Origin of the sequence: Pseudarthrobacter sulfonivorans (assembly GCF_024391045.1) — a bacterium.
Classification (GTDB): domain Bacteria; phylum Actinomycetota; class Actinomycetes; order Actinomycetales; family Micrococcaceae; genus Arthrobacter; species Arthrobacter sulfonivorans_B.
The window spans coordinates 1-25,782 of sequence record NZ_JANFCZ010000030.1; the positions used below are offsets into that span (position 1 = coordinate 1).

Annotated in this window: 27 protein-coding genes; 17 read left to right on the forward strand and 10 right to left on the reverse strand. The window is 65.5% G+C overall.

Features of this window, described 5'->3' with window-relative positions; genetic code table 11:
- The 12 genes from NQJ30_RS16470 to NQJ30_RS16525 all read left to right on the forward strand — a co-directional run.
- Window positions 1–211, forward strand: a 211-nt coding sequence (locus NQJ30_RS16470; RefSeq protein WP_255771194.1) for a hypothetical protein, incomplete at its 5' end; no start/stop codon positions are given.
- A gap of 39 nt (window positions 212–250) precedes the next feature.
- A complete protein-coding gene (locus NQJ30_RS16475) occupies window positions 251–1,279 on the forward strand; it encodes a LacI family DNA-binding transcriptional regulator (RefSeq protein WP_255771195.1) in 1,029 nt (342 codons plus the stop codon).
- A 52-nt stretch (window positions 1,280–1,331) separates the two neighbouring features.
- Window positions 1,332–2,576, forward strand: coding sequence for a non-homologous end-joining DNA ligase (ligD, locus tag NQJ30_RS16480; RefSeq protein WP_255771196.1), 1,245 nt, complete (start codon window positions 1,332–1,334; stop codon window positions 2,574–2,576).
- A 124-nt stretch (window positions 2,577–2,700) separates the two neighbouring features.
- Window positions 2,701–3,264 carry a DoxX family protein gene (locus NQJ30_RS16485; protein WP_255771197.1) on the forward strand — a complete coding sequence of 188 codons (564 nt, stop codon included), beginning with the start codon at window positions 2,701–2,703 and terminating at the stop codon, window positions 3,262–3,264.
- Window positions 3,265–3,307: 43 nt separating this feature from the next.
- Window positions 3,308–4,195, forward strand: coding sequence for an oxygenase MpaB family protein (locus NQJ30_RS16490; protein ID WP_255771198.1), 888 nt, complete (start codon window positions 3,308–3,310; stop codon window positions 4,193–4,195).
- 276 nt (window positions 4,196–4,471) lie between these two features.
- Window positions 4,472–5,905 carry a flotillin family protein gene (locus NQJ30_RS16495; protein ID WP_255771199.1) on the forward strand — a complete coding sequence of 478 codons (1,434 nt, stop codon included), beginning with the start codon at window positions 4,472–4,474 and terminating at the stop codon, window positions 5,903–5,905.
- 8 nt (window positions 5,906–5,913) lie between these two features.
- A complete protein-coding gene (locus tag NQJ30_RS16500; RefSeq protein ID WP_255771200.1) occupies window positions 5,914–6,156 on the forward strand; it encodes a hypothetical protein in 243 nt (80 codons plus the stop codon).
- Window positions 6,157–6,260: 104 nt separating this feature from the next.
- Window positions 6,261–6,902 carry an NADPH-dependent F420 reductase gene (locus tag NQJ30_RS16505; RefSeq protein ID WP_255771201.1) on the forward strand — a complete coding sequence of 214 codons (642 nt, stop codon included), beginning with the start codon at window positions 6,261–6,263 and terminating at the stop codon, window positions 6,900–6,902.
- Window positions 6,903–6,931: 29 nt separating this feature from the next.
- Window positions 6,932–9,412 carry a PEP/pyruvate-binding domain-containing protein gene (locus NQJ30_RS16510; RefSeq protein WP_255771202.1) on the forward strand — a complete coding sequence of 827 codons (2,481 nt, stop codon included), beginning with the start codon at window positions 6,932–6,934 and terminating at the stop codon, window positions 9,410–9,412.
- Between the two features lie 186 nt (window positions 9,413–9,598).
- Window positions 9,599–10,309 (forward strand): DUF4397 domain-containing protein, encoded by a 711-nt coding sequence (locus NQJ30_RS16515; protein WP_255771203.1) that lies wholly within the window; start codon window positions 9,599–9,601, stop codon window positions 10,307–10,309.
- Window positions 10,310–10,477: 168 nt separating this feature from the next.
- Window positions 10,478–11,050, forward strand: coding sequence for an RNA polymerase sigma factor (locus NQJ30_RS16520; RefSeq protein ID WP_255771204.1), 573 nt, complete (start codon window positions 10,478–10,480; stop codon window positions 11,048–11,050).
- Window positions 11,051–11,165: 115 nt separating this feature from the next.
- A complete protein-coding gene (locus NQJ30_RS16525) occupies window positions 11,166–11,909 on the forward strand; it encodes an anti-sigma factor (protein ID WP_255771205.1) in 744 nt (247 codons plus the stop codon).
- Window positions 11,910–11,997: 88 nt separating this feature from the next.
- On the opposite strand, the gene NQJ30_RS16530 is transcribed toward NQJ30_RS16525, so the two are convergent.
- Entirely contained in the window at window positions 11,998–13,779 is a 1,782-nt protein-coding gene (locus NQJ30_RS16530; RefSeq protein ID WP_255771206.1) for an ABC1 kinase family protein, read from the reverse strand.
- 5 nt (window positions 13,780–13,784) lie between these two features.
- Window positions 13,785–14,321, reverse strand: a complete 537-nt coding sequence (locus NQJ30_RS16535) for a PadR family transcriptional regulator (protein ID WP_255771233.1) — start codon at window positions 14,319–14,321, stop codon at window positions 13,785–13,787.
- 163 nt (window positions 14,322–14,484) lie between these two features.
- Between NQJ30_RS16535 and NQJ30_RS16540 the strand changes: the two genes are divergently transcribed.
- Complete coding sequence (locus NQJ30_RS16540; RefSeq protein ID WP_255771207.1) at window positions 14,485–15,012, forward strand: DUF427 domain-containing protein; 528 nt, start codon at window positions 14,485–14,487, stop codon at window positions 15,010–15,012.
- A gap of 34 nt (window positions 15,013–15,046) precedes the next feature.
- Here the strand turns inward: NQJ30_RS16540 and NQJ30_RS16545 are convergent, their stop codons facing one another.
- From NQJ30_RS16545 to NQJ30_RS16555, 3 genes are all read right to left on the reverse strand, one after another.
- Complete coding sequence (locus tag NQJ30_RS16545; RefSeq protein ID WP_255771208.1) at window positions 15,047–15,814, reverse strand: DUF2182 domain-containing protein; 768 nt, start codon at window positions 15,812–15,814, stop codon at window positions 15,047–15,049.
- Window positions 15,815–16,420, reverse strand: a complete 606-nt coding sequence (locus NQJ30_RS16550) for a DUF1326 domain-containing protein (RefSeq protein ID WP_255771209.1) — start codon at window positions 16,418–16,420, stop codon at window positions 15,815–15,817.
- A 103-nt stretch (window positions 16,421–16,523) separates the two neighbouring features.
- Window positions 16,524–18,407 (reverse strand): alpha-amylase family glycosyl hydrolase, encoded by a 1,884-nt coding sequence (locus NQJ30_RS16555; protein ID WP_255771210.1) that lies wholly within the window; start codon window positions 18,405–18,407, stop codon window positions 16,524–16,526.
- Between the two features lie 216 nt (window positions 18,408–18,623).
- Between NQJ30_RS16555 and NQJ30_RS16560 the strand changes: the two genes are divergently transcribed.
- Together NQJ30_RS16560 and NQJ30_RS16565 are read left to right on the forward strand one after the other, a co-directional pair.
- Entirely contained in the window at window positions 18,624–19,169 is a 546-nt protein-coding gene (locus NQJ30_RS16560) for a gluconokinase (protein ID WP_255771211.1), read from the forward strand.
- Between the two features lie 79 nt (window positions 19,170–19,248).
- Window positions 19,249–20,742, forward strand: a complete 1,494-nt coding sequence (locus tag NQJ30_RS16565) for a GntT/GntP/DsdX family permease (protein ID WP_255771234.1) — start codon at window positions 19,249–19,251, stop codon at window positions 20,740–20,742.
- Here NQJ30_RS16565 and NQJ30_RS16570 read toward each other — a convergent pair.
- Window positions 20,739–21,236 (reverse strand): GyrI-like domain-containing protein, encoded by a 498-nt coding sequence (locus NQJ30_RS16570; RefSeq protein WP_255771212.1) that lies wholly within the window; start codon window positions 21,234–21,236, stop codon window positions 20,739–20,741. The genes NQJ30_RS16565 and NQJ30_RS16570 overlap by 4 nt on opposite strands.
- An 86-nt stretch (window positions 21,237–21,322) precedes the next feature.
- Window positions 21,323–21,649, reverse strand: a complete 327-nt coding sequence (locus tag NQJ30_RS16575; protein WP_255771213.1) for a DUF1801 domain-containing protein — start codon at window positions 21,647–21,649, stop codon at window positions 21,323–21,325.
- 105 nt (window positions 21,650–21,754) lie between these two features.
- Between NQJ30_RS16575 and NQJ30_RS16580 the strand changes: the two genes are divergently transcribed.
- Window positions 21,755–22,150, forward strand: a complete 396-nt coding sequence (locus tag NQJ30_RS16580; protein WP_255771214.1) for a ribosomal maturation YjgA family protein — start codon at window positions 21,755–21,757, stop codon at window positions 22,148–22,150.
- Window positions 22,151–22,195: 45 nt separating this feature from the next.
- Here the strand turns inward: NQJ30_RS16580 and NQJ30_RS16585 are convergent, their stop codons facing one another.
- Window positions 22,196–22,459, reverse strand: coding sequence for a hypothetical protein (locus tag NQJ30_RS16585; RefSeq protein WP_255771215.1), 264 nt, complete (start codon window positions 22,457–22,459; stop codon window positions 22,196–22,198).
- A 254-nt stretch (window positions 22,460–22,713) separates the two neighbouring features.
- Here NQJ30_RS16585 and NQJ30_RS16590 point away from each other — a divergent pair, with 254 nt between their 5' ends.
- Window positions 22,714–23,610, forward strand: a complete 897-nt coding sequence (locus NQJ30_RS16590) for a DNA/RNA non-specific endonuclease (protein WP_255771216.1) — start codon at window positions 22,714–22,716, stop codon at window positions 23,608–23,610.
- A 53-nt stretch (window positions 23,611–23,663) separates the two neighbouring features.
- Here the strand turns inward: NQJ30_RS16590 and mctP are convergent, their stop codons facing one another.
- Window positions 23,664–25,358 (reverse strand): monocarboxylate uptake permease MctP, encoded by a 1,695-nt coding sequence (gene mctP, locus NQJ30_RS16595; protein WP_255771217.1) that lies wholly within the window; start codon window positions 25,356–25,358, stop codon window positions 23,664–23,666.
- The gene (locus NQJ30_RS16600) at window positions 25,355–25,636 is read right to left on the reverse strand and encodes a DUF3311 domain-containing protein (RefSeq protein ID WP_255771218.1); all 282 of its coding nucleotides are present in this window, start codon (window positions 25,634–25,636) and stop codon (window positions 25,355–25,357) included. Before NQJ30_RS16600 ends, mctP begins: the two co-directional genes overlap by 4 nt.
- Window positions 25,637–25,782 lie beyond the last annotated feature (146 nt).

Genomic DNA, 25,782 nt, shown 5'->3' on the forward strand with positions numbered 1-25,782 from the left:
ACCGTACCAACGCGTCATCGACTCCGGAATCCTCACCCAAGCCAAAGCCGCTGAACTCGCGGCACTGATGGAGGCCACCAACCCGGCCGACCTCACCACCATTCAGACCAAGCTGATCGCCCTCGCAGCAGCCAAAACCCGGGCCCTGGAAGACTCATCCACGCGAGCACAAATAGCTGAGGCAAGCACAACACTTTCGCGAGCATCTTGACATGAGTCGTTACGGGGTTGTGTTTGGGAGAATGAAGCCATGGCGAAGAGCTCAAGCGCGGCCGGCACCAAAGTCACGATTTACGACATCGCAAAAGTTGCCGGCGTCAATCCCTCCACAGTGTCCCGGGCACTGGGGAAACCGGAACGGGTCAGCGCCAAAACCCGGAAACTCGTGGAGGAGGCCGCCGCGGAGCTCAACTTCCGGGCCAACCCGTTGGCCCGTGCCCTGCTGAATGGCCGTACCGGCACCATCGGGCTCATCGTCGCGGACATCACCAACCCCAGTTATTTCGACATGATCCGGGGCGCCCAGTCCGCCGCGGCCGCAAACGGGTTGACCTTGGTGCTGGCAGAGTCGGCCGAGTCGGCATCAACGGAACTGATGGTCGCCCAGCGGATCCAGCCCTCCACGGACGGCATCATTCTGGCCAGCCCCCGCATGTCCGATCCGGAGATCCGGGCACTCAACAATACCAAGCCCGTCGCCGTCATCAACCGCAGCGTTGAGAGCGTTGATTCGGTAGTCCCCGACGTCGAACCGGGCATCGCAGAAGCGGTCCGCCATCTTGCCTCCGGCGGCCACCGTAAGATCGCCTTCCTGAGCGGACCTGACGCCTCCTGGATCTCGGGCCGCCGCTGGGACAGCCTGCGGGCCGCCTGCGAATGGACCGGTCGCGAGGCCCTGCTCATCCCCACCACAGCGCCCACAGCCGAAGGTGGCCGGCGTGCGGCGAGGGAAGTGGTCGCCTCCGGCGCCACCGCCGCGCTGTGCTACAACGATGTCCTGGCCATCGGACTGATGAGGGAACTCCAGGCAGCACAAGTGAAGATACCCGACGAATTCAGCGTCATCGGCTTTGACAACATTTTTGGCTCCGACTTCACCACACCGGCCCTGACCACCATTGCCTCGCCCTTCAGCGAGGCCGGAACTACGGCGCTGTCGTTGATTCTGGCGGCCCTGCCCAGCGACGGGTCCGACCCGCTGCCGGCGCCGCCGGGACGCGCGGCCCTGCCCACCAGCCTGATTGTGCGCGGATCAAGCGGCCGGCTGCTCGCCGGCTGACCGGGCCGAACCTGCTCTGGTTGGGACACCGGATCGTTGCTAGCGTGGCGTCATGAACCCCTCAAAGACCCCGGCCGAAATCCTCACCGTTGCCGGTGCCGAGGTCCGCATCTCGAGTCCGGACAAGGTGGTGTTCCCCGGGCCCGGGCTGACGAAGCTTGATCTGGTTCGCTACTATCTGTCCGTCGCGGATGGTGCACTGCGCGGCGCGGGAGGCCGCCCCATGGTTCTCAAACGCTTCCCGAAAGGCATCGACAGTGAGCCGTTCTTCCAAAAGCGTGTGCCGGAAAACCACCCCGACTATATCGGCACGGCAACACTGCACTACGCCTCCGGCACTTCAGCCGAGGAAGCCGTCATCCGGGATGCTGCCGGGCTCGCCTGGGTGGTGAATCTCGGCTGCCTGGACCTCAACCCGCACCCGGTGCGCGCCGAGGACCTCGAGCACCCCGACGAACTCCGGGTGGACCTCGATCCGATGCCGGGGGTGGACTGGAGCCAGATCGTGGACGTCGCCTACGTGGCACGCGAGGTGCTCGACGACGTCGGGCTCGTTGGGTGGCCGAAGACGAGCGGGTCACGGGGCCTCCATATCCTGGTGCGGATGGCGCCGCAGTGGTCCTACCGCGACGTACGCCTCGCCGCCGAGACCCTTGCGCGTGAGGTGGAGAACCGGGCTCCCGGGCTCGCCACCGCGCGCTGGTGGAAGGAGGAACGCGGCGAGAGTGTGTTTGTCGACTTCAACCAGAACGCAAAGGACCGCACCGTGGCGTCCGCGTACTCCGTGCGTCCCCTGCCCGATGCCCGGGTCTCCACGCCGCTGACCTGGGACGAGGTCCGTTCGGCCCGTCCGGAACAGTTCACCGTCCTGACGGTTCCGGGGCGCTTCGCCGATCTGGGCGACCCGCACGCGGGGATCGACGACGCCGTGGGCTCGCTGGAGGGGCTCCTCACCCTCGCGAAGGAGCTGGGCCCCGCCGAAAAGGCGCCGCGTGCCGGCGACGGTTCCGGTCGGCGGCAGTCGGTGATGCCGCTGGTGGAGGTGGCCCGCACCCGGACCAAGCCCGAGGCCCTCGCGGCGCTCGACGAGTGGAAGGCCATGCACCCGGGGCTTGTTCCGGCCCTGCATCCCGCCGATGTGCTGGTGGACGGCATGCGCGGATCGAGTTCGCTCTGGTACCGGGTGCGGGTCAACCTGCAGCACATTCCCGAGGCGCAGCGTCCGCCGCAGGAGGCGCTCATTGCTGACTACGATCCGTGGGCAGGCAAGGTATGGCCGGGGCGGCCGGCCTCGTGACGACTCATTTCGCGCCGGCCCGGGAGGTCACATTCACCCGTGATCCTTTCCGGTCCCGGACGTAGAATTTTCGCATCAGAAGGCGCCGCCGTCGCAGCGGCAACCATGACCTGAGGAGTACTCCATGAGCCGTGAAACATCCAGCTCCCCTGCTGCCACCGCCGCGCAGGCCATCTTCCGGGTTGCCCTCGGCAGCGTGCTTATGGCCCACGGATCCCAGAAGCTGTTCGGGTGGTTCGGCGGCGGAGGGCTCGAAGGCACCAGCAAGGGCATGCACGCCATGGGCTTCCGGCCCGCAAAATCCAGTGCCGTGCTCGCGGGCGTTGGAGAAGCGGGAGCAGGCTGTGCCCTTGCCCTAGGGCTGGCGACTCCGGCGGCGGGAGCCGCCGCTGCCACCACCATGGCCGTCGCGGCCAGCGTCCATGCTCCCGGCGGATTCTTCGCCACCGAAGGCGGCCTTGAGTACCCGGCGGTGCTGGCCGTGGCGGCAGCGGCGTTCACCCTCGGGGGCCCGGGCGCCTTCTCCCTGGACGAGCTCAGCGGCCACATCCTTGACCGGCCCTGGATGCGGGCGTTCGCCCTGGCCACCATACCGGCGGTCGCCGCCGTCCAAATCTATCGGCGGCACCAGGCCCTGGCCGCCGACACAGCCACACCGGACGCCGGCGCCGCAACCAGCGAAAACTGAGCTGTCGTCCGCAGGCGAACCCGTTCACGTTGGAGGTCCCCTTATGCTGCGGCTTCATCCATCGCTGGTGCACAGCCTGGACAGGCAGCTGGCCCGCGGCCCGGACGACTGGGAACAGACATTCCGCCAGATGGCCCTCTTTGACCTGGCAGAGGACATCCAGTTCGGCTTCTTCCTTGCCTATTACCGGAACTTCGCCATTCCATCCGGCGCGGCCACGCTTGTGGGGAACGGCGAAATACCCGCCCGGCCCATGAAGCGCTCCATCGACACCGGCCTGGTGATCTACGAACTCATCGCCTCCGGGCTGGACTCCGAACGCGGCCGCAAAATGGTGGAACTGCTGAACCGCGTCCACCGGCACGTTCCGGGCAGTCAGGAGGATTTCCTGTATGTGCTCATGACCCTCCTGGTGGTTCCGATCCGCTGGACCGAGCGCCACGGCTGGCGCAAACCGACGCAGACGGAACGGGACGCCGCGACGCGCTTCTTCCGCGAACTGGGCACGAGAATCCATATCGCCGACATTCCTGGCACGTTCGAAGCGGCCGGAAGGTTTTTCGACGATTACGAGCGCCGCAGGATAGCGCCCAGCAGTGCCGGCAGGACGCTGATGGGCGCCACCGTCCAGGTATTTCAAAGCATGCAGCCAAGGGTCCTCCATCCCGTCACCACCCGCATGATCGCCACCATGCTTGACGACGCGCCCCTGGCCGCGGCCCTCGGGCTCCCCCGCAGCACGTGGTGGTCACGCCTCGCGCTCAACGCCGGGCTGGGCGTGCGGAACGCCATCCGGCGCCGCACTCCGTTGAAGACCGTTGCCAGCTTCGTTCCCGGCGGCGCTGCCCCGCCGATCTATCCGGATGGCTATGACCTGGCCGGTATCGGACCGGTGAACGTGATGCGCCGCGGGGACGGCACCACGTCCTGATTCAGCGAGCGGCTTGTCGTGCGTCGGTGAAACTCGGCTGCGGGGCAGGAACCGCGCCCGACGGCGGGACTCGGGTGCCGTCGTCGTGCGCCTGTTCCGTTGCCGCAGGCAAATATCCGCCAGCCTCTGGACCTTTGGGCGGCGCCCAATCAGACTGGCTACAACAGCTGGCCCGGCTGGCCGGAATATCCTGTATCTTGCCCGGTCAGGAAGGGGTAGCTGCGTTCCGGGGCTTTACCGCGACGCCTGTTCCATCCCCTTCGAAAGGACCTGGTTATGCCGGACTTCGCAGCATACTTTCCGCTTATTGCCACCATTGTGGGGGTGCTGATCGCCGTTGGGTTTATTTGGGTGGCAACCAAGCTGATGTGGAAAGTGGCTGAACCCAACGAAGCCCTCATCATCTCCGGGCTGACCCGCGGAACCCTTGAAACCCGTGCCGGAATGGATTTCAAAATCGTCACCGGCAAGGGCGCGCTGGTCCTGCCCGGCCTCCAGACCGTGCGGACCCTGTCGCTGACCCTGAATGAAACTGAGCTTAAGGTCTCCTGCGTCACCTCCCAGGGCATCCAGGTGGTGGTGGAGGGCGTGGTCATCTACAAGATCGGCGACGCCCCGCCCTTTATTGCCAACGCGGCCCGGCGCTTCCTGGGGCAGCAGCCCAAGATGCAGAGCCAGGTGTACAACGTTTTTGAGGGCCACCTGCGCTCCATCATCGGCAGCATGACCATGGAGGAAATCATCCGCGAGCGGGACAAGCTCGGTTCGCAGGTCCGCAGTGCGAGCGGGGTGGAGATGGAAAAACTGGGGCTCGTGGTCGATTCCCTGCAGATCAAGGACCTGCAGGACCCCACCGGCTACATCCAGAACATCGCCAAGCCGCACATCGCCCAGGTGAAAATGGAGGCCCGGATCGCCGAAGCCACCCGCAACCGCGAGGCGGCCGAGAAGGAAGCGGAGGCGGCGGCGTTGATCGCGGACGCGCAGAGCGTCTCAGCCATTCGGCAGTCGGTCGCGCAGGCCAACGCCGAGCGCGCCAGGGCCAACGCCGCCCAGGCCGGACCGCTGGCCGACGCCACGGCCCGGCAGCAGGTGGTGGTCCAGGAAACCGAGGTGGCCAAGCTGGAGGCGGACCGGGAAGAGCAGAAGCTCCAGACCACCGTCCGGAAACCCGCAGACGCGAAGGCCTATGCCAAGCGAACGGACGCCGAAGGCCAGAAAGCGGCGGACATCAGCGCCGCCGAGGCACTGGCACGCCGCACCGAACTGGAGGCCCAGGCCAACGCCCGGCGGACGGAACTGCAGGCCCAGGCAAATGCCACCGCCGCGGCAGCCGCGGCGGGAGCCACCAAGGTCACCGGCGAGGCCGAAGCCGCGGCCACCAGGGCCAAGGGTGATGCGGCAGCCTCGGCGATCAAGGCCAAGGCGCTCGCTGAAGCGGACGGAATCAAGGCGCGGGCCGAAGCCCTGGGGACCAACCAGGACGCGGTGATTTCGCAGCAGCTCGCAGAGAACATGCCCGCCATCATCGCGGCAGCGGCCGAGCCCTTCTCGCATGTGGGCCAGATGACCGTCCTGAACGGCGGCGAAGGCGTGAACAAGATGCTGGGCGGGATCCTCGCGCAGGCGGGCGACTACCTCCCCGCGTTGGCGTCGGCGCTCAAGAAAGGCCAGGAAGCCAAGCGCCCGCCCAAGACTCCCGGCGCGTAGGGCAGCGGATGCACAAGGACGTTGACCGGAGCCTGACAGGCAAGGTCGGGCGCGTGACCGGGCGGATCGGGCCCGGCACCATCGGCGAAGTCATGCTGCCGTATCTCGGCGGCATCATGGCCTTCCACGCCCACCCGTTTGATAAGACCAGCGGCTTCGCAGTGGGTGACGAGGTCCTGGTGATTTATTTCGAACCGCCCCAAACGGTCTACGTGGACGAGCTTCCGGACGTGTTGCGGCACGGGAGCTAAGCCGCCGGCCAGCGGGATCCGGGGCTTTCGCCCCTGTTGCCGGGGCATCCCGTGAAGGTCTACTTGGAGGCACAGAGACCACCGCATTTCGGCAAGGGATGATCATGACCAACATCAGCATTCTCGGCAGCGGACACATGGCCCGGGCACTGGCCAAGGCGATGCTGAGGGGGAACCACCCGGTACAGATCCTGGGGCGGGACGGCGCGAAAACCAGGGACCTGGTCGAGAGCCTCGGACCGGGCGCCACAGGGGGCGTGACCGGTGCCGCCATCACAGGAGCCATCGTCTTCCTGGCAGTTCCGCACAAGGATGTGCATAACGCGATCCTGGAAATCGGTGACTCGCTGGACGGCAAGGTTGTGGTGGATATCAGCAACCCGGTGGACGTCTCCACTTTCGACCGGCTCACCACGGAACCCGGCACGTCCGCGGGCGAAGAGACAGCCCGCCTGCTGGAGGGGCGCGCGGATGTGGTGAAGGCTTTCAATACGACGTTCGCCTCCACGTTGGAGAACGGACAGGTCGACGGGCAGCATCTGGACGTCTTCATTGCCGGCGACTCGGAGCAGGCCAAAGAGAAGGTCAGCGCTGTGGCGGCTTCCGCAGGATTACGCCCCATAGACGTCGGCCCCCTGCGGCGTTCGCGCGAACTGGAGGCCATCATGCTGGTTGTCATGGGTCTGCAGGTCAGCCCCGAGCACCAACACTTCAATTGGGACACCGCGCTCCGGATCTTTCCGTAAGCAGCCGATATGCCGGCCGGGAGCAGGTCATGGATGCTGTGAGCCATGTTCCGGAGCGGGACGACGCCAATACCGGCCTGGTTGTTGATCTCACGCAGTTGGCGTCGGCGTCGCTGGCCACCGTGGGCGGCAAAGCCCTCAGCCTCGGCCGCCTCGCCGCCGCGGACTTCCCGATGCCGGGAGGTTTCTGCCTGACCACGGCCGGCTACCGCAAGGCCGCACCGGCAGAAATGGCTGCCATCGCGGCACAACTGGACGAGGCTGCCTTAGGGGTCGCCGCCGGCCTGCCGGACGAGGACCGCAACGCGCTCGCGAGGCGTGGCCGCGAGATGATGGCAGCAGCGCCGATACCGCCCGACGTCGGGACCGCCATCCGCGCTGCGTACGCTGCGATGGGCGGCGGGTCCGTGGCGGTGCGTTCGTCCGCCACTGCCGAGGACCTGCCTTTCGCCAGTTTCGCCGGGCAGCAGGATTCCTTCATGGACGTCGCGGGGGGCGACGCTGTGGTGGAGGCCGTCCGGCGCTGCTGGGCCTCCCTCTGGACTGACCGGGCGGTGGCCTACCGGACAACGAACGGGATCGCGCACCGCGAGGTGAGTCTCGCCGTCGTCGTTCAGCACATGGTCCGCGCTGCCGCCGCAGGCGTGCTGTTCACTGCCAATCCGGTGACCGGAACACGGACCGAGACCATCATTGATGCCAGCCCGGGGCCGGGCCAGGCGGTGGTTTCCGGCGCGGTGAACCCGGATCATTTTGTGCTGGAGACGGCATCCGGCCGGATGCTCCAGCAGCCCGAGGGACGGGCGGCAAGCCTGTCCGGGCCGCAGGTCCGGGGACTGGCGTCCCTCGGTGACGCCGCACAGCAGCTTCTCGGCGCCCCGCAGGACGTGGAATGGGTGATCGGCCCTGTCGGCAAGGCCTGGCTGACCCAGTCGAGGCCCATCACCACGCTCTACCCGCTCCCGGACGACGATCCGCTCGGCGCTCAGACCGGCCGGGACGGCGCAACGGTGGCAGGCTCCGGTGCGGATACGCGCGTTTACTTGTGCGGCACGCTCCTGCAGGGCCTCACCCGCCCCATCACGCCGATGGGACTCTCTGTCCTGGGCCGGATGAGGGGCAGCAACAGCGCGTGGCATTACGCCAACCCGGGTTTGCGGATGTACGTCGAATTGACGCCGCTCATCCGCAACAAATCCGGCCGCAAGACACTGATGAAGGTGCTGCCGCTCGCAGACGGCAGGTCCGCCGCCGTCTTCCCTGCGCTCCTGGACGATCCGCGGTTCAGCATTGTCGCTCGGTCCCGCAAGACATCCGGCCGCAAGGGCCACCGGTCCCCCACCGGGACGCAAGCCAGGGGTGCTGAGGCCACCCGGAGCCTGGGCCAGCTCGTCGGGCTCATTCCCGCCATGGTCCGGGCCCTGCTGACGCCGGGCCGGGAACTGCGGAGGGCCCGGCGCTACCAGGACCGCCTCGCCCAGAAACTGGTCCTCCCGTTGCCTGCTACTGCGGCCCGGCGGCTCCAGCACACTGAGGACATTTTGGTCACCTCGATCGACGGGTTGATGCAGGCCACGCTGCCGGCGCCGTCCGTGGGGTACCTGATGCTGGCCGCCGCCCAGACCGGGCTGCGGGAGTTCCTGTCCAAGTACGGCCACCGGGCCGTGGCGGAGATCGATCTGGGGATGCCGCGGTGGTCCGAGGAGCCGGACCACCTCCTGGGAATGATCTCGAACTACCTGCGCGTCGAAGACCCCGGCCAGGCGCCGGACCGCCAATTCGCCAGGGCCGCGGACCACGCGGAGGCCCGGATCAGGGAGTTGGCGGAGCGTGCAGGGACCAGGAACCCGCTGCGCGGGCGGCTGGTGTCGTTCTGTCTGCGCCGTACGCGGCAGCTGGCCGGCCTGCGGGAACTGCCCAAGTTCTATATTGTGATGGTGCTCGCCGAGATGCACCGCCAGCTCACCGAAATCGGCGCGGACCTTGCGGGGAACGGAACCATCGACGCCGCCGGTGATGTGTTCTTCCTGGACTTCGACGAACTGCGCGTGGGACTCCGGGGTGCGGACCTCAAGGGAATCGTCTCCCGCCGCCGTCAGCTGTACGACGTCGAACTCCGGCGGCGGCGCGTTCCTCGCCTTCTGCTCTCGGACGGCACCGACGTCGAAGCTGCCGCGATGCTTCAACCGGATGCCGGCGACCATCTGACGGGGACACCTGCCTCTGCGGGCAGTGCCACCGGGAACGTCAGGGTGATTATGGATCCGGTGGGCGCCCACCTGGAACCCGGTGACATTCTGGTGGCACCCTCCACGGACCCTGGCTGGACGCCGCTCTTCATGACAGCGGGCGCCCTGGTCATGGAGATGGGCGGCGTCATCTCGCACGGGGCCGTGGTGGCCCGCGAGTACGGCATCCCGGCGGTGGTGGGTGTCGCTGATGCCACCACGCGGCTGCGCGACGGCCAGAGCGTCACGGTGGACGGGGCCGCGGGAACCGTTACGTGGTGAGGTGGTCCCGAAGGAACAGCCGAATTTCATGTCTGAGCAGGGCCGAGCCACGCCTGGCCGCACCACCGCCCGTGCGGTGCCCGCCGGAATTTTCTCCAGGGGTGCATCCAAGGACAGCCTCGGGCCGGTAGTAAGGGGTGTAAGCACAACCACTGCCCCACAGTGGGGCTCTCAGAGGAGTTGGAAATGCGCAAGAAAATCTTTGCCGCCGCCGGGACCATTTCGCTGCTGGCAGCACTCGCCCTCGCAGCCCCGGCCCAGGCCGGCAATGGGCATCATCGCGACGACGAGGGCACAGCCAAATTGTCCGTCCTCCACGGCGTGCCCGGACTGACCGTGGATGTCTGGGTCGATGGCAAGCTCACCTTGGATAACTTCAAGCCGGGTACTTTAGCCGGCCCGTTGAACGTCCCTGACGGGGACCACCGGATCGCCATTACCGGAGCCGACGCTACGAGCGCCGAGAACGCGGTGATCGGCCCCGTCACGGTGAATCTGGAAGAAGGCCAGGACTATACAGCGGTTGCGCACCTGGCCGCTGACGGCACCCCCACTGCCACTCTCTTCACCAATGACACCGCGCCCAGCCCGGAGGGAAAGGGCAAGCTGACAGTCCGGCACGTCGCTTTGGCTCCGGCCGTCGACGTGCTGGCTGGCGGGACCGCCGTCATCGAAGGACTCACCAACCCGGACCAAGAGACCCTCATCCTCAAGGCCGGAACTGTTTCTGCCTCGGTCGCAGCCGCGGGTACCACTGCACCGGTAATCGGCCCCGCGGACGTCAACGTCGCCGCGGGCAAGAACACCATCGTCTACGCCTGGGGCAGCCTCGCCAAGAACAATCTTGATCTGGCCGTCCAGGTAGTGAATTCCTCATCGTGCGGCCAGGAGGACTAGCCTCCTCCAGTTCCCCAGCCATCCATCACCCGTTGGGGCCGTGTAGACCGCGGCCCCAACGGCACGCGCGGGTGCAATCGGAAAGCAGGGGCGCCGGGCCATGGCGCAGCCCGCCGGACAGCGGCATAATGTGGTTCATCAGCGGCCGTTGGGCCCAAAGGAGAACCTATGGAAGCTGGCACGGCGAATGATTGGGATCCTGTCCTCGATCACGCGTTTGCCAGTGGCGATGAGCGTGTCCTCGCGGAAGCGTACCGGCGGTTGAGCCCATTGGTATACACGCTGGCACTGAGATCGTTGGGAGAGCGTACCGCAGCCGACGACGTGACGCAGGAAGTCTTCATTCGGGCTTGGAAATCCAGAACCAGCTATCGTCCCGAGGCTGCGCGGGTGCCGGCCTGGCTAATTGGGATCACGCGCAACGCCATTTCTGACGCGTTGTCCGCGCGGTCCCGCCAGCTTCATCTTGAGCATGCGGTCATCCATATGGCAGCTGACCCCACCGGCGGAGGGGAAAGCGGGCTCGTCGAGGAAGTAGCTGATCGCCTGGCCCTGGACGAGGAATTGCAGCATTTAGGGGATCCACAGCAGGCAATAATGAGGCTCGCGTTCTACGAGGACCTGACACATGACCAGATTTCATCCCGGCTGAACCTCCCGCTGGGCACCGTCAAAAGCCACATCCGGCGCAGCCTCACCCGGTTGCGCACCCGCCTGGAGGTGGAACATGGAACACCTTGATCCCGATCTTCTCAGCCTGTTGGCACTCGGAGAGCCTGTGGCTACGGCAACTGAAGCGGGCCACGTGGCCGGCTGCGTGACATGCAGCGAAACCCTCAGAGGTTTTCAACACACCGTGCGCGCAGCTACCCTCGACCTCGCAGGCATCAAACTTGAACAACCCGGTAGCCAGAACTGGACCGCCATCCACAACGCCCTCGGACTCCCCTCGGCGCTGGCGGCAGATCCTCTCGCGTCAGACCCTCTCAGCCTGGGGCCCGGCTATCACGCCGCCCCGCTGGTGACGCCTCACGTCAGCCCAGGCGAGGATGAATCACCCCTGAAACACGGTAAGCAAACAGCAGCCTCGAAGACGCCCCTGCAGGCCGGCCCCGGCATCCGTCGTTGGGCCCATCCCTGGCCTTGGATTGCTGTCGCTGCGGCCGGTTTGGTTCTCGGTACCGCTCTCGGCTGGACCGCAGCCGGAGTGCTCGGACCCACCAGCGCTCCTTCACCCTCATCGACGCAAACGGCTTCCTCCGACGTCGTGCTCGCCCAAACGGCCCTGACTCCGCTGGCCGCGCACACCGGCAGCGGAGAAGCGCAAGTCAGAGAACTCCCCGATGGAACCCGCCAACTGATGATCCGGCTGTCCAATGACCGCATCAATGGATTCCGGGGAGTATGGGTCGGCTCCGCCGACCTCACCAGAATGGTCAGCCTAGGTGTCCTCGACGCTGACTCAGGCTCTTTCACTATCCCCGACGGCGTCAGCCTGGACCAATACCCAGTCGTCGACATTTCCAACCAGCCGTACAACGGGGACCCGGCTCACTCCGACGACAGCATCGCCCGGGGAACACTGAACCCAGGACACTAACCGGGCTAGCCGCGTCATGTCAGGCCGAACCTCGTCCATCCTCTATCCGGGCGATTCGGACGCCCCAACACCGCTGTCGCCGGCTTGCCTAATGGCCGCGGCGGCCCGCCCACAGCCCGTGCAGCAGCGGAAGCACGGAGGCCACCATGAGCACGTTGCCCAGTGCCTGATCGTCTGCCCGGACCACGGAGCCTGCAATGAGCAGCGCGCCGAATATCACTGCCGACGTGGTCCGCTGCATCGTGCGGTTTAGCCGTGCCACGTGCCGTTCGAGGCGCGGATTGCCCACTGATACGGACCCGTCCTCGATCCGGGTGATAAGCCCGTCCAATCGTTTCGGCAGCTGCAGGGCAACCCCCGCGATGTCGAGCGCCTGCTGGGCCACGTCCTGCACGATGTTGCCACGCTCGTCGCGCAGCAGCCGGGCTGCGTAGGGTTCCACCGAGTCCCATAGATTGAACCGTGCATCCAACGAACTGCACACCCCCGAAGTCAGTGACATGGCGCGGATGATGAGCAGGAAGTTCTCCGGCAGCTGGAACGGCAGAGAGCGGACGAGGTCGCCGAACTCCACCGCAAAATCAACGAACTCCCTCGGGTCCACCTCACGGAGCTCTGCGAACCCCATTCCGCCGAACCTGGCGAAGAGGTGCATCATCGCGCGCTCCAGCTCGGCCGTGTTGGCCGAGGGCACCAGGACACCCACATCGCTGATCGCGGCTACCAGGCCCTTGCCGTCACGGGACGCGGCCGCGATGAGCAGCTTCCGCAGGCCCTGCCGCGTACGTGGCGGAACCTCGCCCATCATGCCGAAGTCGATGAACGTCAGCTTCCATGGGCGTCCAGCAGCGCCAGCAGCGCCTGCGGTATTCGGCGTCACGAAGATATTGCCGGGGTGCGGATCTGCGTGGAAAAAGCCCTCCGTGAACATCTGATCAAACATGACAGAGGCGAACACCGGGGCGACCTCCGCTGGATCGATTCCGGCCGCTACGAGCCCTGCCAGGTCGGTGATCTTGATCGCCGTGACGTCTTCCAAGGTGAGCACACGGCGGGTGGTCCGCTCCCAGACGACGTGGGGCACTGTCACCCTGTCGTCGTCGGAAAAATCGGCCGCGAAGCGCTCGGCATTCACTGCCTCGTGCAGGTAATCGATCTCTTCAAAACTGGTTTGCGCAAACTCCTCCACCAGTGCGGGCAGGTCCGCACGGGCGGACACCAGCCGCACGTGGCTGAGCCAGCGGCCCACTCTGCGAAGTGCCGCCAGGTCGACGTCGACGATCGCCTCGATGCCCGGCCGCTGCACCTTCAGCACCACGCTGTGAAGTCCCGCATCAGCAGCGGTAGCGGGCAGGAGTTTTGCCCGGTGCGCCTGTCCGAGGGAGGCTGCAGCGATCGGCGTTTCCTCCACCGAGGCGAAGACCTGGCCCAGCGGCGCCCCCAGCTCCGCCTCGGCAAGGGCCCGGATGGCGGCGAACGGGACGGCAGGAACCTCGTCCTGCAGTCCTTCCAGCTCACGGGTGATCTCCGGTGGAAGAACGTCGAGCCTGGACGACAGGAACTGACCGACCTTGATCATCAGACCACCAAGGTTCACTGCGAGCGCGTGGAAACGCTGCGCGAAGCTCCGCATCCTCCTGGTCCTGGTGCGCTCGGCAACCCTGGCCAGCCCGATCCGCGGGAGGAACAGCTCAAACCACCAGGTCACCGCGAGGTGCCACGCGGCGAAGCGCAGGATGCGGCGATACCGGGCGCGGTGGTCCCCGGCGCGCTTATCCCCGGAGCGATTGCCCCGGGCGCGGTTGTCCCCGGCGCGGTTGTCCCCGGCGCCGGATACCGGGTCGGCCCGGTCCCGCCGAACCGACGGCACCCGCTTCAGTCCCGGGCGAGGATCGAGTACAGCCGGCGACGTGCCTCATCGAGCACCCTGACGGCCTCCTGCACCTGCTTGGGCGAGCCGCTGCGACCCACCTGGGCCGCCGCCTGAGCGAGCTCGATGCCGGCCTTGGGCAGCGCCGCAAACCCTGCTGCCGGTTCAGCTGATTCCCAGAGCGCTGACGCATCGGCGCCCGCCACTTCTTCCCGGCCGGTTTCGGTCAGCGAGTATGTCTTGCGGCCATTGGATTCCTCGGCACTGATTAACCCTTCGTCCACCAGCAACTGCAGCGTTGGGTACACGGAGCCGGCGCTCGGCTTCCAGCTGCCGCCGCTGCGATCCTCGATCTCACTGATCATCTGGTATCCGTGCATCGGCCGCTCCGCAAGGAGTGCCAAAATGGCCGACCTCACTTCGCCACGGCCCGCCCGGGTGCCCGAGCGCTTCTCAAACCTTGATCGCAATTCCTCGACGGCCTGCCACATGCCGTCAATGTGCGCGCCGCCAAATCCGCCCGCCGGGTACGAATTATGCATCATGCTCTCCTCTGCGAGTCGCGAACGATAGTCAACGATACATCCGATATTCCCGTGACCAACAGGGAAAAATGCCCCGGCCCGGGAGCCGGTCTCGCGGGTGCGGACCCGGATCTTCCGATGATTCCAGCTGCATCCCGGGAATGGATGGCAGCATTAAGGCATGACTCCTGCTCACGGATTTTCCAGTCACTTCCGGCGTCCCCGGCCCATCAAGCCCAAGGCCGGCCAGGAGTCGGTGTGGGACTACCCGCGGCCGCCAAGGGTCGAGCCCCGATCTGAACGGGTCATCGTGCGGCTTGGCGGGCAGGTGATTGCCGACACCGCGGATGTACTGCGCGTCCTGGAGACGAGTCACCCGCCTGTCTATTACCTGCCGCTGGACTCGTTTCCGGCCGGTGTGCTGGTCCCGGTCGACGGAACCACATTCTGTGAGTTCAAAGGAGAAGCGCACTACTTCGACGTCGTTGCCGGTGGAATCACTGTCCCCCGTGCCGGGTGGACCTACCCGGCACCCGCCCCGGGTTTTGAGGCGCTCAGTACCAGGGTGGCCTTATACCCGGGCCGTATGGACTCCTGTGAAGTCGACGGTGAGCAGGTGACGTTCCAGGAAGGTGACTTCTATGGCGGCTGGATCACCAAACAGATTGTTGGACCGTTCAAGGGCGGCCCGGGCACGGCAGGGTGGTGAGCTGGCTCCTGCCGGACGCTGACGGGAGCTTCGCTTACATGGATGCCGTCATGTAGAGGCCTGGCAGGAGCTCCGGGTGGGCCGGCACAAAGAGCGCGAACACGATTAGCGCGGCGCCGGTGATCCGGCTAAGCGCGCGACCGTGTTTCCACGTCTTCTCCAGGAAGATGACTACTGTGAGCGCTGCCATCCATGCCAGGTTCATCACCCCGACAGCGATCAGCACCACCATGAGCCCCCAGCAGCAGCCCACGCAATACGCACCGTGGTACATGCCGACGCGGACATCCCGCAGGCGCCCTTTGTACCCGGATACGTGCAGCAGGAACGCTACGGGCGACCGGCAGTGCCTGAGGCAGAAATCCTTCAACGGCGTCAACTGGTAGGCGCCGGCCACGGCGAGCACACCGGCCCCCACCCAGTGCGCGGTTTCCGGGGCGCCCTCAGCCAGCATCGCGGCGAGGGCGGCCGCCGCATACGCGGCGGCTCCGAATCCGAGCCACGTCAGAAGGTAACCGCCCACCAGCCCGGTACTCCGGAGGGCCCGGAGCCGGCGGCTGCGGACGGCCCGGATTGATCTGAGGTAGGTCGACGTGAGCGGCGCAAGCGCCGGCAGCATCATGGCGGCCATCATCAGCGTCCACACACCCAGGAAGCCAGAGAGTCCCAGGCCCATCGTCCCCGGACCTGCGGGCATGTCCGCGAAACCTGCGAAGGTGAAGTACCACGCCAGTGCGGCGCAGGCTATCAACGCCAATTCTGCGGCACGGTGGCTGGCTGCCAGGCCGGTCCCGCCGGGCACTTAAGCGGACCAGGCGAAGGGGGCGGAGTAGGAGTTCTTCCCGACGTTGTCCCAGGTCATGCCGAACACGTCGACGCGGGCAGTGCTGGAAGTGCCGGCGGCCAGGGTGTCGGCCGGGAACCCGACGCCGCTGACTTTGACTCCTTGTCCTGTGGCGTCCAATGGAGATACGAAGTCTTCGACCACCATGTCCACTGCGCTGCCGACGCGGACCTGGTGGACGCGTCCGTCGTCGGCGTAGGCCATTTCCATGGACTCGATTCCCGCCATTTCACCGATCAGCGGGGCGAGTCCCTCCATCGGTCCGCCGACCTGTCCGCCGAACACTGCACCAAGGGCGCTGGCCTGCTCGGCGGAGGCGCTGGCATCCATCAGCACCCCAAGCTTCCAGCCTCCCGCACTCATCAAGGCAGGGGCATCGGCTACGACGCAGACCGTCAGACCGCCGACGTCGACACCGTCCACTTCGCCGGTTTCCACATGGAACGCCAAGGCCACGTTGCAGCGTTCGTTATCCGCCGGAGCGGTCAGCCCTGACATGGTGCAAGGGCAGGCCATGTCGCAGTTGCAATTCTCAAAATACGTACCCTCGACATGCCACGACATGTGGGGCTCCTTTCGAAGAGGCACCCCCAAATCAAAGTCTCCTCGCGGCCCAGAACAGTGTCAACGGCCGCAGGAAGCATGCCGCCTGCGGCCCAACGTCGTCTTAGGGCGTCAGGATGACAAAGCCCGACGGCGGGACGGTGACACTGATTGCCAGCCCGTTCCGTGCCTCGGCGGCCACCTCCATCCCCTGCTGGCCGGCATCGGTCGAGTAGGCGTACAGAAACTTGCTGCCGGCACTGTGAAGGCGCGAGTCAACGGTGACCCACGCCGTCCGCGGCGTTGCCAGGTCTGTGTTGAGGGCACAGACCACTTCGCGGTTCGAGAGGATCCGGCTCCACGCGACGATGGACGTCATCCGGCCCTGGCCGATCCGGTCCGGATACCAGAACGCTGCCCCGTCCTCGGAGATGGGACGCAGGAACTGCCGGCCACGCCGCAGGGCGAGTTCGTTCTTCCGGACATCCAGCACCGCGGCAAGCTGCCGGTAGGTCTCGGCCGATTCATCGAAAAAGTGCCTGTCCCGGCTCTGGAAAGAGCCGAACCCGCTGGCGAACATCGTCTCCCGGATATAGCGGTCGGCTTTATAGCTGTCATTCGGGCTGGTGTTGACCGGCGTCGGGAAGCTTCCGTTGAAACGCTGCTCGCTGCCGTAATAGATACAGGGAATCCCCAGCGTCGTTGCGTTCATGGCCAGGACGGAAAGTTCCAGGGCACGTCCGATGTCATCGGCGGCGTAGCGCGCCTTGTGGTCCCTGCCCATGCGGACCAGGTCGTGATCGTCGACGTTGGTCACCACATGGCTGCGGAACCAGGTGTGGGTTGCTTTGTCCACCTGGGCCGAGTTCCGGAAGAGGTCGAAGTAATCGCGCGGGTTGGCCCAGCCTTTTGCGGTATCTGCCAGAAGTCCCTGGACATCGGCGAGGCCCAAGGCTGCATCCAGCCCCGTTTCGTCCCTCGTTTTGATGGCGTAGCCGCGGTCGCCGGTGATTTCTCCCACCAGGAAGAAGGAGTCCTTGCCGATGGTCTGGGCGAATTCGTGGATCTCCGACGTGAAAAACCGCGTAGCCCCGTGGTCCATATGTTTGACAGTATCGACGCGGAATCCGTCCAGGTCGGCGTACGCAATCCAGTACTCGTAGGCTTCCGTGAGGATGCGCATCGCCTCGGACGGGCTGTAGCCGGACACGTCCCCGGTACCCTGGTGGATGTCTTTCAGGCCTTCGAAGTCACCTTCGGTGGTCTCCGGCACGGCGTCCCAATTGTTGATCTTCCCCTTGCAGGTGAAGACACCCTCATCCTGAAGCTCCTGCGGCCAGACGGCGCTCTCCGCCTCGGGCGGGTTGACCCTGCCGGGAAAGGGCAGGGTGGCGGCGCCGGTGGGATCCCGCCATCCCCGCACCGGATAGGCGGCACCGGTCCACGGCGGCTCGAAAAACCCGCCGGACTGATCCACCGTGTCGTATTGGAAAACGTCGGCGGAGTGGTTCAGGATCACATCCAGGATGACGAAGAGCCCGGCCTGGTGGGCTTCGGTGACGAGATCCTTAAAGTCCTGGTCGGTGCCGAAATGCGGGTCGATGTGAAGGAAGTTCTGTACCCCGTAGCCGTGATAATCGTCCACCCCGGGCCGCTGCCGCAGCACCGGGCTGATCCACAGTGTGGTGATGCCAAGCCGCTTCAGGTAGCCAAGCTTCGAAGTGATCCCCTTCAGGGTGCCACCAAGCCATTGGGTGCCGGCCGATTCCCACGCCTGGACGTCGGTCTGGGTCCGGACGGCGTTGCCGGCGTCGGCCGGAGAGAACATCTGCGCGGTTCCCTGGACGACGGTGCCGGCGGCATCTTTGTAGCCGTCCTCCTGGCCGTTGGAGAACCGGTCGGTCAGCAGGAAGTAGATGACCTGGTCGGACCAGTCGAGGGGCGACGGATGGTAATGGTTTTGTTTCAGGATCTGTGCCCACTGAATATCTTTGATCGAAAGCATCATTGCCTCACCATCATTGCGGGATCTTGCAGGGGGAATACGGCATGCGCCGCTTTCCAGGTGAATGCCCCGCACAACGTCGGACGGGCTCCCACCGGTATCAAACAGCCCTAGTATGGCGACTGCGGCCGCAGCACGGAAGAGGGCCGCGCAGCCTGTCCCGTGGTCCGGCGGCGCCTTGCTATGGCGCCCGCGCCCCGGTACTGCCAAGATGGCAGCATGGACCCGCAGGACCTGGAGACGGCTGCTTTGACTGCACCGGTGGTACTGGTTGTCATGGGCGTCTCCGGGTCCGGCAAATCCACCGTTGGCGCACTCCTGGCCGGCCGCCTGGGCTGGGCCTTCGAGGAAGGCGATGCCCTGCACCCCCAGGCGAATATCGACAAGATGGCCGCGGGACATCCCCTGACGGATGAAGACAGATATCCGTGGCTGGAAAGGGTTGCCGGGTGGGTCGACCGGGTGCTGGATCACGGGGAGAACGGGGTCATCACCTGTTCGGCGCTCAAGCGCTCGTACCGGAAGATCATCAACCGACGGCGATCCGGCGTCGTCTTCGTTTTCCTGTCCGGCTCCGAGACGACGATCGGCGCGCGCCTGGCCGAGCGGCACGGGCATTTTATGCCCGCGAGCCTGTTGGCGAGTCAGTTCGCCGACCTCGAGGAGCTATCCCAGGATGAGCCCGGAATCCGAGTGGACGTCGGGCCGAATCCCGGAGTGATTGCCCAACGAATCATGGATCAGCTCGGCCTGCAGCCAAGCTGATCGGAGGAGTGCCATGAACGGAATTCCCAGCCTCTACGGGCCCACTGCCCGGGTCGCCGCAGACAGCACCACGGACCTCATGAATCAGCCATGGAACGGCCATGACACGCAGGTTCTTGTCGTGGCAGCCATCGGCATTGCGATTGTCGTCCTCCTGATCGTCTGGGCGAAGATGCACGCCTTTCTGGCCCTTAGTATCGGTGCACTCTTTGTCGGTATCGCTTCGGGTATTGCGCTGGACAAGGTGACCACCTCCTACGAAAACGGGGTCGGCGGTGTGCTGGGTTACGTCGGCGTCCTGATCGCGCTGGGGGCGATGCTGGGCAAGCTCCTGGCGGATTCCGGCGGTGCGGACAAGATCGTGGACACTCTTCTGCATGGCAGGCCGGCAACGCTGCCGTGGAAGATGGCACTTATCGCCGGCATCATTGGCATCCCCATGTTTTTCGAGATCGGCCTTGTGCTGCTCATACCGGTTGTGATGCTGGCCGTGCACCGGTCCAAGGGTCCTGCAATGCTGCTTGGCATTCCGGCCCTGGCGGGTCTGTCGGTGCTCCACGGCTTCATACCGCCGCACCCGGGTCCATTGGCGGCGATCGGCATCCTGCATGCCAACGTCGGCGTGACTCTTGCTTTCGGCCTGCTAATTGCGATTCCAACCGTGATTATCGCCGGTCCCTTGTTTGGCCGTTTAGCCGCACGGATGGTCCCCATTGGTGCCGCCGGGGCGGGACTTGCCGTGACAGTCGGATCCGGCGGCACCCCGCAAGCCTCGGAGCCCCAGGTTTCAGCTTCGCCCGCCGCGAGTCCGCGCCGCGGCGACCGGCGGGATGGCGACGCTCCTGACGGCGACGCTCCTGACGGCGACGCGCCCCTCGGGAAGGCGCAGGATCCCGATGCCACCAGCAGTCCATCCTTCGCCTGGACCCTGGTCACCCTGCTGTCCCCGCTGGTGCTTATGCTGATCAAAGCCGGCGCGGACATTTGGATGGACAAAGGCAACCCGGTACGGCCGCTGCTGGACTTCATCGGCGATCCGGTGTTTGCGCTGCTCGTGGCGGTGCTTCTGGCCATGGTCACCTTCGGCACCAGGGTGGGCTTCTCGGCGTCGGTCCTGACGAAGAAGATCGGCCAGAGCCTGTTGCCGATCGTCGGCGTTATGCTCATCGTCGGCGCAGGCGGCGGCTTCAAGCAGGTACTGGTCGACGGCGGCACGGGAACCGCCATCGCCAAGATCGCCGTGGCCGCCAGCCTGTCAGCCCTGGTACTGGGATGGATCATCGCTGTGCTGATCCGGCTGGCCACAGGCTCGGCGACGGTGGCCACGGTAACGGCAGCAGGAATCATCGCACCCGTGGCAGCCGGGCTGCCGCCGGCTCAAATAGCGCTGGTTGTGCTCGCCATCGGTGCCGGATCGCTGTTCTTTTCCCATGTCAACGATGCAGGATTCTGGCTGGTCAAGGAGTACTTCGGGCTGACCGTGGGACAAACGATCAAGACCTGGTCCGTCATGGAAACGCTGATCTCGGTCGTAGGCTTCGTGCTCACCTTGCTGCTGTCCGCCGTCGTTTAAGCAGCTCCCGGCGGCTCCGCTCCCGGTGGTTCCTGTTTCAGCAGGTGGACCACGGTCGTTTCAGTCCGGGCGGGATCGGGTGTCGGATCCCCGTAGATCTCCCAGGAGTGCCCGGCTGACTCCCGACGATTCGCCGCCATCCAGGCGTCGATGGCGCTGTAGGCCTCGTTCAGGCGGGTGTACGGCCCGTAGTGGACTGCCATGGCTGCTTCACCGCCGGGTGTTTCCACCGCGCACACCTCGCCCACTGGTTCGAAGGGGCGCGTGACTTCGACGCCAAAGTCGCACAGGATGAGCTCGTCGGGCTGGTCCGGGTGGTGGTAGACGAAGATGTTGTGGCCGTCAGTCCACAACCCCGGCTGGCTGCGAATGAAGTCCCAGACCTTGCCCACGGCCGGCTCCCACGCCGCGCCGACTTCTCCCGGTGCGACCGTGCGCCGGACAGCGGCCAGGGTGCGGGGGCGAACAGTCTGGACAGTGACTGGAACGGTCATGTGCGGATTTTACCTCCCGGCACGCTGCTCAGGCCTGGCTTCTGACTATGGAAGTGCCTGCCCGGAAGCCATCGCCAACCTTGCGTTCAACGCTTCCTGCCGCCGACACCCGGCACAGACGCGACCTGCTTCATCCACGCCGCGACCTGGCGTTCGCCGAGGTCCTCCATGGATTCGAGCTCCGCACCCCGCGTCGACTTGCCCATCCCCACCGGCGTCACCGGGGGCACAAGCTCGAGTGCCGCGCCGTTGATAAACATGAGCTTGACATGGCCGGCAAAACCGCCGCAGCTGAAACACCAGCCGTCGCCGACGCCGTAGTACGACATTCCCCACTTCACGGAGCGCTGAAGGCCGCTGCGCCTTTGGCGGTGGCCGGTAGGCTGAACGCGAAGATTCCCCCTGCTTGGCACGGGGTCAATGCAGCTTCGGCAATGGGAGGCTTGGGTTAGTGGACTGGCTGCGCGCAATGGCGGTGCGGCGGCTGTGAGCTGTGCTCCCCCACCGGGCGTTCAAAAATGAGGCGAGCTTTACTGTGCATCGCCGCGGTCACGTGCGTTGCACTCGGATTGGGCGTTCGCACGCTCAGCGATGCCGCATGGACCGGCCCCGCCGGTGACGGCCTGTACGCCGTTCTGGTCTATATCCTTGTAGCCATCCTGATCCCGTCGAAGCCCAAGGCAGTGATTGCGGCCGCAGCCCTCACGGTCTGTGTGATGATCGAGCTCTTTCAGCTCACCGGCCTACCTGCCCAACTCGGAGCAGCCTGGCCGCCCGTTCGGCTGGTCCTCGGAACCACCTTCGGCACCGCGGATTTGTTGGCCTACGCTGCGGGTGCCGCCGCCGCGTACGCGGTGGACCGGACCGCGGACGCAGTGGTGAACAGGACTCGGCCTCACCTTCGTGGTTCTTGACCCGCCGGTTTCCCGCCTCGCGTTCTGACGTTCCTGCAACGGCCGCTACTCGAAGAGCTCAACGCGCGGTTCGCCCTGAACGCCGCCTTGCTGCATGGCTTCTTTCAGATCGTCCCGGCCGAAAAACGCCCTGGCGGTGTCCGCGCTGTCGAAATGATGAATGACGAGGATATTGTCAGGGTCGTCGACCATCCGGTGCACCGACTCCTGCGTAACTCCGCCGTCTTTCTGCGCGCCGGAGAATGAATCGTAGACTTTGCGCCAGGCTTCGTAGTCGGCGACGCGGTGAAGAATAGTTGCAACTGTCATGGTGCTTCTCCTTTGAAGCGTAGGGTGCTGCTCCTCCGGACCGGTCCTGGGCTGTGATCGTCCTAACCCGTGATCGCCGACGGCGTGTGCACCTTCCTCTGCCGCGACCCGGATGGGCCGTCCAAGGCTGTATTACTCCCGCCCGGGCGGGCTGTCAACGGCGTGGGCCATGCCTCGCGGTTGACGGTAATTAATTCAGCTTCCATCCCGGAGAAATTCAACTGACTGTCATCTTTGGCTGCTACTGTCCCGCCATGGATGAACTGTTGCTGGTACCTGGTTCTGCTGCACACGATTTGTCGGACCGGGCAGGGTTCGACGACGACTTCCTTGGTGTGCCCGTGCCGGTCCCGGCTTTGGCGGGCGTCGAAACGGTCATTCTGGCTTACACGCACTTCTCGGTGCTCATGCGGCTGGATAAGCGGCTGGCAGCGGTCACGGCCCTCGGGATGGACGGCCGGAAGCTGATGGACCTGGAACGGTCCGGGATCCCCTGGCGGCTGGACCCCAGGCTGGCTGAGGACCAGCAGACCGGTGAACGGCTCTACGCCCGGAACAACATCGACCGGGGCCACCTCGTCCGGCGCGCTTCCGCCGTCTGGGGTGATACGCCCGCGGAGGCGGCGCGGGCGAACGAGGATACGTTCCACTACACCAACGCAGCACCGCAGGCGGCAAAGTTCAACCAGGGACTGGACCTGTGGCTGGGCCTGGAGTCCTACCTGCAGGAACATGCCGCCGACTACGGCCGGCGGCTGGTCGTGTTCACCGGGCCGATCTTCGGGGACAGTGATCCGGTGTACCGGGGCGTGGACATTCCGCTGCTCTTCTTCAAAGTCGCCGTATTCCTCCAGGGCGGGAATCTCGCCGCGACCGGCTACGTCGTGGACCAGACACCGCAGCTGGCGGACCTCCCTGACGTGCCGCGGCCCGGCGTCGCCGATGAGGCTCCACCGCTCGGTCCGTTCCGGACCTATCAAGTGCCCGTCCGGGACATCGCAGCCCTCACCGGGCTGGAACTCGACCAGCTCGTGGCCGTCGACCGAATGCCCATCGCGTCCGAACTGCCCACGGCGCGGGTGACTTCCACCTGGCGCGAGCTGCTCTCCCCCGAATGCCTGGATCTCGACTTCGACCTACACGGCGACTAGCCGGACCGCGAACAAGGATGGGCACGAGCCGCCGGAACAGGACGACATGTGGGTCAGAACGACGGGGCGCCGGGCTTGTCAAGAGGGTAGTCGCGCTGGATCTCGGCCACCTTCGGATCGTTCTCGTCCGCACCGTAGTCCGAGCTTCGAGTGATGTCCAGGCCCGCCGGTAGCTTGATGGCACGGAACACAACGGACAGGACGGCTGCAACGATCAGGTTAATCGCGAATGCCACCACAGCGATGTAGACCTGGATGTCGGTGCCGGGGATGGCCGCGATGGACCCGCCGAAGTGGGCTTTCGTGGCGGGGTTGACCACGTTGTAGGCCGCGACAGTGCCGTAGATGATTCCGACTGCCCAGCCGATGAACAGCGCCCACCGGTGGAACCACCGGGTGTAGAGGCCCGCCACGATGGCCGGGAAGGTCTGCAGGATCCAGATGCCGCCGAGGAGCTGCATGTTGATTGCGGCAGACTGGTCCATGGCGATGACGAAGACCAGGGCGCCGAATTTCACCACAAGGGATGCGATTTTGGAGACTTTGGCTTCCTGCCGGGGTTCGGCGTCCGGTCTAATCAGATCCCGGTAAATGTTGCGGGTGAACAGGTTGGCCGCGGCGATTGACATGATCGCGGCAGGGACAAGGGCGCCGATGGCGATGGCGGCCAGGGCGATGCCCGCGAACCAGTTCGGGAAGTGGTCCAGGAACAGCTGCGGCACAACCAGTTGCGGATTGACCGCGCCGTTCAGGTCAATGGGTTTGGTGCCGGCATAAATTGCTGCGTAGCCCAGCAGTGCCAGGAATCCCAGCATCAGCGAGTACAGCGGCAGCACCGCGGCATTTTTGCGGATCGTGTTCCGGCTCTTGGTCGCCAGGACGCCGGTGATGGAATGCGGGTACATAAACAGTGCCAGAGCCGAGCCTAACGCCAGCGTCCAGTAGGCGGAATAGCTCGTGGCACCCGGGATGAAGACTCCGGCGGGTTTGCCGGTGGCCGGATTTGTGGCGCCCAGCTTCGTCTCGGCGGCGTCGAAAATAGCGCCCCAGCCACCGAATTTGATCGGCAGGTAGATGACGGCAACGATCACTGCCAGATAGATAAGGAGATCTTTCACGACGGCGATCAGGGCGGGGGCCCGCAGGCCGGACGTGTAGGTATAGGCAGCCAGCACCACAAACGCGATGATCAGCGGCATGTCGGTCAGCAAGGGGTTCTCCGCGCTGCCCAGGCCAAGGACTGTCAGCACGGCTTTGATGCCGACCAGCTGCAGGGCAATGTAGGGCATGGTAGCGACGATGCCGGTGATGGCGACGGCCAGGGAGAGGGCTTTGCTGCCGTACCGGCCGCCCACGAAGTCAGCCGGTGTGACGAAGCCATGCCGGTGGGAGACGGACCACAACCGGCTCATGAGGAGGAACACGATCGGGTAGAGGACGATCGTGTACGGTACCGCGAAGAAGCCACTCACTGCGCCGGTGGCCCACATGGCCGCCGGGACTGCCACAAAGGTATAGGCCGTATAGAGGTCGCCGCCGAGCAGGAACCATGTCACCCAGGTGCCGAAACCGCGGCCCCCAAGCCCCCACTCGTCCAGACTGTGCAGCCCTGTCGCCTCCTGCCGGCGCCAACGCGCTGCAACGAACCCCAAAGCAGCCACGACAACGAAGAGAACGATCACAATGATTAGGGCAACAAGGTTTACGGGCCGGTCCGGAACGGCCAGCGGGACAATGGCGGTGCTCATCGCTCCTCCCCCGCACCGGTCGCGCCCCGCACAGCTTCGCGGCGACGTCGGTCTTCCTTGGTAACCAGCCGGTACGAAGTCCCCACCAGAGCCGCTGTAACGGGAATCCACATCATCTGATACCAGTAGAAGAACGGCATTCCGGCCAAGCGCGGCTCATCGAGTGAGTACGCGGGCACGAACAACGGCACCACAATCGCGATAGCCAGCAGGATTCCCGCGATGACGTACGGACCGAATCTCGCGGGCCCACGTGTTGGTGCATCAGGACTGGACATCGACGCCTCCTCATCGAGACGGGCCGCCGGAGCGGGAAGGGAATCCCGGGACGTGCCGGCGGTCTCCGGGCCGCGTGTCGGCGCGGTCCTTACCTGCCAGAATAGGCACCTCCGATGGCGTCCAACAGAGCAATTTGCCCCGGGTT